Here is a 10,469-nt window from a genome sequence, read left to right on the forward strand (position 1 = left end):
CATCAAATATTTCGCGTAAAAATTTTGAAAATCTTCGATTTTCTCCATCTGTAAACATTCAGCCGCCGAAAATTTCTTGTCTTTCAAGATTCATTCTTCTCGAAAGTTTTACATAATTATTGATTTTCAGAGTTCTGCGATTTTTTTTCAAACATCGGATTCCGAAAAATTCAATGCTTTAAAAATCAAATCATCGAATTTTTCGACTATTCTCAGTTTTATTTTCAGCGCCTAAGTCTTAAAAGTCAACTGGTTAAATAGGTTCTTTCTTTTCTGTCGAATTACATACAACGGTCACGTATATGAAACGTTTGGCATTTCGAAGCACTTTCCTGTCAAGTTACAAGTGCTGTTGATACGAGCTGAAACGCTCGATAACCCACTGACTGCCAAATGTTTTATATACGATGTTGTGTGCTGCCCTTCTTTCAATTTATTTTGGCTATCAGTCATTTAGTGTCTGTTCTATCGAGCGTTGGCTTGGTGGCTCTTTTGCAAAACTTGGATTGTGTGTTGGCTTGAGCGGTTTTGCAAATGTGCCACCAATAGCGTTGGCATATTAGTCTATCATTGTTTTGAAATATCCAAATTCATTGTGTATTACTAAATTTCTGTCTAAATAAAGATTTGAAAGTTCGCAACTTGTTTCAGGAGTCAAAGTACAGGAATGGCAAGCTGCAAGATTTAGCTGTCCTACTCCTTGTCCTTCAGATTCTATACAAATTGGGTCTGAAGAACAGTCAGTTGCTCTGAATATTGAACTTTCAATAATTTTTCTCAAGTTCTCTAAGTCGTTGCAAAGATTTGAAAGTCCACCTAAATAACCGTCTGTACCATCAAATGCAGATATTAAAAATCCGTGCATTGTTTCACTGACATAAAGTCTTTCTGAAAGTGAAGATGATGGATAGCCACATACATATTCCAATTCTCTCATTATTAGATGTGAAAGTGTATGTATCAGTACTTTTCTTGGAGTTAATGTCTTTGCAATAATTTGATGAGATTTCCAATCTGCACTTTCTGCATTGAATTTAATTTTTTCTGTTCTTTCAATTACATCTTGTTGCTTCTCCCATTGCTCTAATTTGCTTTTATCCAAAATGAATAAAATACCTTCTCCGTAACTTTCTAAAGCAGGTAAAGTTTTAGAATCAAAATTGTTCTTTGAAACTGATTGTCTTTGAACCGAATATTCGTATTCAGTTTGGTCTTGTAAGATTGAATCTATATCAATTGGTTCGTTCCTTGTAAAAGATGTCTGAACAGTTGTTTTTTTCAACTTATCAATCTTAACCAATTTTGAGAAACCATTTATTTGTTCGGTGCAGTCAATCACTCTAAATTTTATCTGCTTATTGTCTGGTTGTTCTTTCTCTAAAAAATATTCGTACTCGGTTTGTCGGTAAACATTATCGGGAATATATTTTATCTCACCTGATTCCAAATATTGCAAAACAAGTTCTTTATCAATTTTCTTTTGAATGCTTATTAGTTGAACAATTTGTTCAGTTGTGAATTGTTCACTTTCTACCATATTGTCAATATCTATTCTTATCTCTGTAGAGAGCGGATTTTGAAGTTCAGGTATGTAAAGACTGCTCAGTGTATTGGCATAATACACACTATTACTGGTTTTTAGCTTTACAGAAATACTTGGTTGCATTGTTATACCGCATTCTTCTTCGTGAAATTTGCCGTTAAGTTGACCTAACCAATATTTTTTGCCATCACATTTCTTTTCAAAATTGAAAATACCTTTAAGGTTTGCTTTTTTCTTACAACTTTTACATTCAATCCAAATACCTGAAAGTTCTGTGTTTTCTCGGCTTATTTTGTAGATTAAGTCTTGTTGTTCGCAACATCTTTTCGTGTAATCTAATTGAGGACCACTTTGTTTTTCATTTTTATTGTCGTCTTCGTTTTCTTCTACATTACTCTTATCAGATGCCAATCTATTATTCCAATATTCCCAAGGCAAATCGTGAATATGACCGTTACTACAAGTCATTACAAATCGAATCTGTTCTAAATGATTTTCCTTACATACTTTATTACTGCATTTCGGTGGATTGAAAAAATCAAGATTTTTCCCTGCACTTCTCCATCTGTTCTTCCATTCAAAGTATGATGCAAAGCGATTACAGTACGTACAGTAAAACCATTTGGGAAAATAGTTTGCTTTTGGTCTGACTTGATGTAAAAAGGAATCTCTATCAGTAGGGATTGAAACCAAATGTTTAAGGTTCGGGAATTTGTTTTTAAGTCGCTGTAAAAGCCTATCATCTTTTATGATGTAATGAGCTAATTTCTCATTTAAGTCGGAATAGCCCCAATTGTCAAATGTTTCAATAATTATTGAATTATCTGTTGTTTCAATTAGTGAACCAACTCCGCCATAGTTTGATATATGCTTGCTTCTACCGTGCTTTATTTTATCGTTTGGCATATCTTCTAATATTGTCTAATTAATATCTCTGCACTTGGCTCAACACTTCTCATTGATTGCATTGCAACAAGGGTTTCATCATCATTTTTCTTTTCTTGCAAAGGCACAATTAAGGATTCTTTTGGATGATTGTACCAATAATATTTTAAGTTTCTTTCAGCATCAACTTTATATCTCCAATCTCTCAAAATGGTATCTGTTTTTTCCATTATGAGTTGAACATCTTCTTGAGCGAATTGATGATTTTGGAAAAGGGTTAAAAGATTGTTCCTGAGTTCATTCTTAATTCTATCATCTACAATTGAATTTGCAGCTTCGTTGCTAGTATATGGGGTTTTGTGTCTAAAATAGGCGAGGATAAGAGTAAACAACATTTTGTCTAAAGCATTTTCTGCAAATGGTGTCACACTCAATGGTTCTACTTGCTTATAAAATGTTTTATGAAACTGCACGAAATCTTCATAAAACGATAGATCTCTGCTGTTGAATGGGTCAAAAAGTGTAAAGACAATACCTTCATTTTTTCTCGCAACACGGCTACTTGCCTGAATATATTCGGCAGTATTTGGTGGCATTCCATTCATTATCATAACTCCTAATCGACCGACATCAAGACCAACACTTATCATATTTGTTGCAAGAACAAGGTCATAGGCTTTATGGTCTTTTAAATTGCCATTGAATTGTATGTCGAGCTTATCGAGGTTCTTCTTGATTTTTTCGTTTGGTATTCTGCTTGTTAATTCAATGTTTCTGTAAGAAAGTTTGAGATAATTATTTGCTGAATTATAATCGTCAATTAGATATCTTACTTGCAATTGTTTGATAATGGGTTTCAATTCAGAATTTATTTTGTTTGAAAATCGACCGATTTCTTTAAGACTTTTGAAATATGAAAGTAAAGTCCAAAAACTATCGGCATCAGATTTATCAGTGGATTTCTTCCATATTTCTAACCTTGCAAACATTAGCGAAGCTAATAATTGAAGATTGGTAACTACTGTGGTTTTACCGGTAGGTAAAACACCTATGTATTTTCTTTTACTTTCATCAATTACTTTTGAGAAAAATGTATCATCTGAATTTGTTGCATATTGAGGAAATACTCTTGCATTACGACCGTATAAACCCAATATTTGTTTGTCAACATTTTTTACAGTTGCTGTTGAAGCAATTATTTTAGGATTGTCGCAAATTTCCAAAAGGGCATTTTCAAATAAACCTACTAAACTGCCTAATGTGCCATTCAATAAATGCAACTCATCTTGAATTATCAATTCAGGCTTTCTGTTTGAGCCATTATTAAAAAGTGATGTCGATTCTCCTTTCCAAGCTAAAGCAGCAAATTTGTCAACAGTTGCAAATAAAATAGTTGGTGGTTTTGAATAAATGTCATCATCAATCAGAACAATTGGCAAGCCTCCATTTTTTTCTGAAAAATTGCAAGCGTCATTTAAACAATGGCTTTTTAATTGCCTATCTACCCTGTGTCCGATTTGATAAGTAGTATCTTTTTGTGTAATCTTGGTTATGATTTTCGTGTTGCACCATTGACAATTTGAAAGCTGAAAAGGGTTAACTAAATATGTATTGCCTTGATTAAGTTTTTGCTGAGTAGATTGTAATTTCTTTTGTGCATCTGCAAGACTATTTGGTATAGTTTGCTTACCCACCCAAAAACCTATTGTAATTTTCTTGTCGCCTAAATCTTTGTGATTGTTTCTAATAAATTCACAAGCTAAAATCATTTTTGAAGCTCTTTCAAATTGCTGTGCAGAAAGAAGTCTCAACGTATATCTTATGATGATGTTTACACCATCATAACTCGTTGGGTATTGAATTCTTCGCCAAAAAATCAAGAAGGCTGAAACTGCTAAATATGCTTCGGTTTTTCCACCTCCCGTAGGGAAATACAATAAGTCTATTAACTCTTTCTCTTTACTATTTTCATCAACAAATGATGCTAAACATTGCAAAATAAACGCTAACTGAAATGGTCTCCATTCAGGAACTCTATCTGACGGAAAATCTAATTTGGTATAATCTTGAAAATTATGTTGCAAAACTTCATTTCGTTCCCAAACTTCAAAACCCTCCTTTTTTGTATTGAAATGCTGTGAAGTTTGAAACATTTGCAAATAAATAGCGGTATTTGCTAACTGAAATGCTCGTAAGGCATTGTCATTTTCTGAAAGCAGTTTTATACCGTTACTTATTCGACTGTATATCTGTTCACATTTTACAATATTTTTCAGACCTAATTCATTTCCGTTTGCAGATTTTCGTTCATCTTCAATCCAATTCTTATAGGCTTCTGAAACTTTAATAAGATTTGCAATTATGCTTTTTGTGTCTGTATTAAAAACTGAAAGATTTTTGATATTTAGAATTTCGCCTTTGATTTTGTCTGTCTCGGAACTTTGGCTTTTTACATCATATTCAGGTAAAAATGTTGATTCTATCCATTGTGGAGTATTTGGAGATTGTGCATTTTCCCAATTACAAGCAGTATTATGACCTATTCCAAATGCAAGCTTTTCTCGATAGAGATAATCCAACATTTTATCTTCGTCAGTTTTGTATAAGTGAGTTTTATAATCTCGAAACGGCAGTAGGTTTTCACTTTCAATTTTAATCTCTGATTGAAAACAACTTACTTGATTGACTTTTTCTTTCGATAATGAAAACTTATCCTTTGGTATCTGTACTTTGTTTTCAATTACTGCTTTGATGTAATATTTATCAGCGTAGTTGGAGTATAGTTTTAAATGGAAAACAAGGTTTTCTTTCATTTCCTTGTTCCAATTTTCAGAGTTGCAATTAGGCTGTTCGGAAATAATCAATTCTAAATGCTTATTTGGAGCAGCTTCAATGTCTGAAACATTTATGTCTAACGTAATTGAGTTATCAAATCTCTTGTATTTGTCTTTGAAAAAGAGTTTAGAAATTACTCTATAGAGAGCAAAATCCTTATCAGTATTTTGCCTTAATGATTTTAGACAATCCTGAAAATGTAGGTACTCGGGTGTAATTTTTCCGTCTTTAGTTCTTTGAAGTTTTTGTGATTGTGATAGTGTTTTATTTTCGGCATCATAAGAAATAAAATTACTAAGTCCGAATTGCTCCAAAAAGTGAATTCCTTCTCCGCTATATGGAATTTTAATTTCCGAAAAATTAGCTTTCTTGTAAATGCCAAAATTGATTGTTGCTTTAAAGTTTTTGCAAGTTTTGTCAACGGCAAATGTTATCCCAAAATGTGAAGAAAAAAATGTGTTTGATGTATATTTTGGTTGGGTGTCTGTTTTGTCCGTTTCGTCCTCCTCTTCATCAAAAATCTCAATTTCTTTTGTTTCTCCATCAGTTATGTCTGATGTTAAATCAGTCAAATCGTCCTCGTCTTCCTCTTTCATTTCCTCTTGTCCATTATCACTACCATTAGGTTGGAGTTGCTTTGGGAAAAGAATTCCTGAAAAATATCTTTGCAAAGGCTTTCCTTCAATTATCTCATTGCTGAAATCCTCACGACATTGAAAAATATCTGAGCCTGGGCCTATAATTTCCTTTTTTACTCGCTCGATTAAGATGTCTCTATTTTCTTTTACACTCATAATTCAATTAATTGTAAAGTTGATTCGTCCAATGTTTCAATATTCTCACTAAAAACATCTTTGCTATTTACGATATGCAAAGGCATATATTCATCCACAAAAGTCTTTAATGTAGTTGCATTAAAGTTTCGCTTTTGTAAAATTTCGCCAATTTTATTTTCTTTTAAAAACAAGCGTAATTCTTGTTTTAAACCTCGACCAAGAACAATCATTGTGCTATTATAGGTTGTTTTAGACTTGAAAATTGGTCTAACCATTAAATCTATATCAATGTCTGATTTTTCCAAATGGTAAAGCTTGAAAATAGCACGCAAATCATTGTTGAACATAGGAAATTTCCTGTACCCTTTACCATAACTTGCTAATGTGTTTGGCAATATTCTTAGACCTCTTTCTTTTAATTTTTGATACAGCAATTCATCCCCGTATTTATGTCTCATTTCATTTATTAACTGTTTCCAATAAATAGAATGTTCCTCTACTTTTCCGAAAATTTCAGGTTCAGTTTCAACCGCCACTTGGTATAAGTTTACAGCCAATTCCTCTTTAGGATAAACTCTAATTCTATCGCCAACTTTTACTTTATAGGTTTTATTCAATTCTCCACGTTCTGTAAAAACCGTATCGTTACTTTCAAGGTATAATTCCGAAAGGTTTGTGGTTATTTTGTAAACAAGTTTTTCCTCACTGTCATTAAGTAAAATATCACATTCATTTTTGTAACCATCATAAGCTCTATTTCCCAAATCATCTAATCTTGACACAATCCCATTGATTGTAGAACTTACATCAATCAAATAATTGCGAGTTTCCTGATATTCAATTCCGCAAATCGAAAATCTGTCAATTGATTTTATCTCCTGTTCAATCAGTTTTTTTCTTTGGTCTAAATACTTGTAGTAAAGATTTTTTTCTTGTTTATAAACTATAAGGACTACTTCATTATCAAGATTGTATAGTAAATCAAAATCCTTTTGACCATTGAAACTATGAAAAACAAGTGTTCTGTTTTCAAGGTGCAATTTCTTTAACGCAGAAAAAGGCTGAATATCTACCCTTCTGTTTTTAATGTGCTTCGTGGCAAAATCAATATCATTATTGTCAAAAAAGGCAATCGCCCTCTTATCTATTTGGTTTAAGTGATTTATTAAAATTTCTTGCTTGGGTAAATTTGTTTTTAAATAGTCAAGTATTTCAAGTAGTTCATTTTTAGGATTATTTTCTCCTAGAAAATCAATTGTGTAGCCCCCTGCATTATCTAATGCCTTTTCAAGTTCCTTGTTTATTTTTACTCTTTCAATTAGATTTTCAATTGTATCCTTTTGAATTGCATTTATAGCTATTCTCAAAATGTTACCGTATGATTTTAATTCGATACCAAACTCGGAATTGAGAAATGATATTTTGTTATCAAGATGTCCGATAAAGCTTTCTATTTCGGCACTAGGTATGTTTCTGAATTTAATCATATTGCATTTACTATGTCGATTTCTTCTTTGAACCAATTCCAACTAGGTATTGAAGTGTTTTTTTGAGGGGAAAGACTATTTGACAGTACAATTAAATTGAAGCCAAATCTTTGTTTGTCAAGTATCATTTGTTCAATCTGGGCTGCCTCTGTATCGAAGACAATTATTGATTTTATTTTTTTGTCTTGCTGTATAATTTGCTGATAGCAGACTTCATATTTTGGAGTAAAATAAACAAGACAATCTGATAATGCTGGAATTGATTTAGTTTCTGAAAGGTGGTTTTCTTCTCTTGAGTTAGGTAAATAGATTGATGGTATTTTATTCTTCTCGATTAAACTATCCCATAATGGCTTTTTAGAAATGAATACGGTATGTCTGTCAAAGTTCAGTCTTGGAAAATCGCTTTTCTCATTATTGAGATTTTCAAAAAATGAAAAGTAGTTTTTTATGGTTCTTTCGCTAATTCCCGTTCCTTTATCAATTTTCACAAAATTTTTCGTCAACCTGTCATAATTTATTCCTGAAAGGGTAGCGGGTGAAATTTCGGTTTTTCTCTTTCTTAAAATTTGCCTGAGAGTATAATCGTCTTTTCCAATATTTGTTATTTCGTAATACTGGTTATCTCTAATCCTTTTTAATTTATCACCTATGCAGTAATTGTCTGGCAAGTCATAATGGTTTTTATAAATATCATTTGCCAACTCTATGTATAGATGTCCTGCAACTTTCAACAAAGATTCTTTTGAGTTTTGAAAGTTTATGTGAAGTGGTTTGTTTTCTTGGAAGTGTTTAAGAATAATTTTTACAGTCAAGGCGATAATATTGTTAGAAAAATTTGTCTCAAGATGTTGAACATCATTGAATTTCTCCAAAAGTTTCTGATAATATGTCTCGTTTAATATCATTTATGAAAAGTCTGTTAGTTGGTCGTGTGCGTAGGGGCAAAAGCAAATGTGCTGCATTGTGTCGGCATTGAGCGTTGGGATGCAACTCTTTTGATTTTGCAGAAGCGTTGGCACTTTGTCTTTCATTTTTCTGTTCGTTTATTGTCGGTCGTGTCTTCTTTTAGGGTTGCACACAACGGTCCGCAAATATGATTAGTTGCGGAATGCGTGGCACTTTCCTGTCGAAAAGCACCGGGGCTGAAGCGGGTGATAATGTTGATTATCCGCACCAAAACCGCAATTAATTATATTTTGCTGTTGGCAACTGCTGTTTATCAGTCACTCACAGTTATTTTTCCGCTATTATTTGTCAAAATTGGAAGTATCTTTTTTAACTCAGAATATTCTTTTTGTGTCGGATTTATTAATACTTCAATCTTTTCATTTAGCAGATTTAGTTCAAATCGTTCTTTGGATAAAAACATCTCATAATCAATTAATTCTCCCGAACATTTCTTATCATGAGTTTCAAAGTGAATGTAATCACTTTCAAATTCATCTTCTGGATATGACCTTTGTATTAAAAGATACTTGCCTAATGAATCTATTAGTTCTTGAACTGTCATATTTTCAGAATCTTCTCCTAACTCTTTTTTATCGGAGAAAGTCAGTTGACAGCCTAATTCTTCGTCATTTATCAATATTTCAATACAATTTATTTTCATGTTATCCTCCGATATTTTTGTATGCTTCATTAATCAAATGCTTAGTTTCTTCAAAGTCTTTTAAATCTTTAATTGTCAACTCAAAATCACCTGTGCCAAAATGTCCAATTTTACTTACATCTCTACCTTGTTTGGGAATAGGGTTAACTTGGGAAGCATCAAGTTTCAAATAAATAATTATCCTGTTTTTTGATGCTTGTATACATGCAAAATTTTGACTGGTTTTGTATGCAATATATTTCTTCTTGGGAGCTTCTTCTATTGAGTTATCTAAATCTGTCAAATATTCACGTATGGCTTGAAATAACTCCTGCATTTCTTCATTCAAATTTTCAAAATGCTCTTCAATGGTATATGAACCAGTTTTCCTTGTTAAAGCTGCCTTTTTTCCTGCTTCAACCATTACTGGATTTTTACCATTAAAGTCTTCAGTGTCTTGATTAGATGCAGTAACTGATGATGTTCTTTTATAAACCTCGTCAATGCTTAAAATTCCATTCTCGTAAATCTTATATTGCCATAATTCAATATTTGCTCCCATAACTTGAACAGCATGCAAATCGTATTTTTTATATTCAGGTGCAAGACAGATTACTCTAATGTCTGACCAATCAATTTCTATTTCTTTGCAGAATTTTTTATTTACAGCTACTTGAAAGTCCCCTTTATGGTCTCTAATCCAATGTAAGTAATAAAGACTTTGATTTATTAAATCAGACGATGCAACTTTTTTATACTCAATAATTACAGGATTATTATCTTCTGAAATCGCCAAAGAGTCAATTCGTCCAGAATGAATATTTCCTGTAGAGAACTCTGTTGCAATAAATCGGCAATTAAAGATTGTCTCAACGTTCTCTTCAACAAGTCGTTGTAGGTCTTTCTCAAGTTTGAATTCACTTAATCGAACTCGTTTTGCTTTTCCTTTGTCTATCTCAAATATTGCCATTTTATTATTCTTCCCTTTTGGTTTCTATTATGTTCTGTGGCTTCCTACAGTTGTTGCCAACGTACCTGTGTATGACCAGTGGCTTTTTTGCGGGCTGCGTCCTTGTCCGCCGTTGCAAAAGTTAGCGCGGGGTAGGGGGGTGACTATTTTGCCGAACCAAAAGCTATTGGTTATTACACAATGTTGTATGTAGTTTCAATTTCAATTCAATCAATTCGTTAAAAATTCACTTTAAAAATAGTAATTATCTGGATTTCTTGAAGTTTTCTGCCAAATTTCATGTTTCTCGAAGCAAATGAATTTCATAAAAATGGAAGTTCTTCAGAAATAAAGAATCTTGAACATTCGATAGAATTGAAATTCACGAAAAGCGTCTTCTTCA

General features: G+C 32.4%; 6 protein-coding genes. All 6 read right to left on the minus strand.

What is annotated here, in order from left to right:
• Positions 1-559: 559 nt before the first annotated feature.
• Positions 560-2,449 (minus strand): DUF1998 domain-containing protein, encoded by a 1,890-nt coding sequence (drmB, locus tag B5X70_RS17070; RefSeq protein ID WP_079559123.1) that lies wholly within the window; start codon positions 2,447-2,449, stop codon positions 560-562.
• 5 nt (positions 2,450-2,454) lie between these two features.
• Positions 2,455-6,057 carry a helicase-related protein gene (locus tag B5X70_RS17075; protein WP_079559124.1) on the minus strand — a complete coding sequence of 1,201 codons (3,603 nt, stop codon included), beginning with the start codon at positions 6,055-6,057 and terminating at the stop codon, positions 2,455-2,457.
• Positions 6,054-7,526 carry a hypothetical protein gene (locus B5X70_RS17080; RefSeq protein WP_079559125.1) on the minus strand — a complete coding sequence of 491 codons (1,473 nt, stop codon included), beginning with the start codon at positions 7,524-7,526 and terminating at the stop codon, positions 6,054-6,056. Before B5X70_RS17080 ends, B5X70_RS17075 begins: the two co-directional genes overlap by 4 nt.
• Complete coding sequence (locus B5X70_RS17085) at positions 7,523-8,434, minus strand: hypothetical protein (protein ID WP_079559126.1); 912 nt, start codon at positions 8,432-8,434, stop codon at positions 7,523-7,525. Before B5X70_RS17085 ends, B5X70_RS17080 begins: the two co-directional genes overlap by 4 nt.
• Before the next feature lie 314 nt (positions 8,435-8,748).
• Positions 8,749-9,168 (minus strand): hypothetical protein, encoded by a 420-nt coding sequence (locus B5X70_RS17090; RefSeq protein ID WP_079559127.1) that lies wholly within the window; start codon positions 9,166-9,168, stop codon positions 8,749-8,751.
• Positions 9,140-10,087: a DUF5655 domain-containing protein gene (locus B5X70_RS17095; RefSeq protein WP_079559128.1), complete on the minus strand. Its 948-nt coding sequence runs from the start codon at positions 10,085-10,087 to the stop codon at positions 9,140-9,142. Before B5X70_RS17095 ends, B5X70_RS17090 begins: the two co-directional genes overlap by 29 nt.
• Positions 10,088-10,469 lie beyond the last annotated feature (382 nt).

Source organism: Alkalitalea saponilacus (genome assembly GCF_900168165.1).
Lineage (GTDB): Bacteria > Bacteroidota > Bacteroidia > Bacteroidales > Marinilabiliaceae > Natronoflexus > Natronoflexus saponilacus.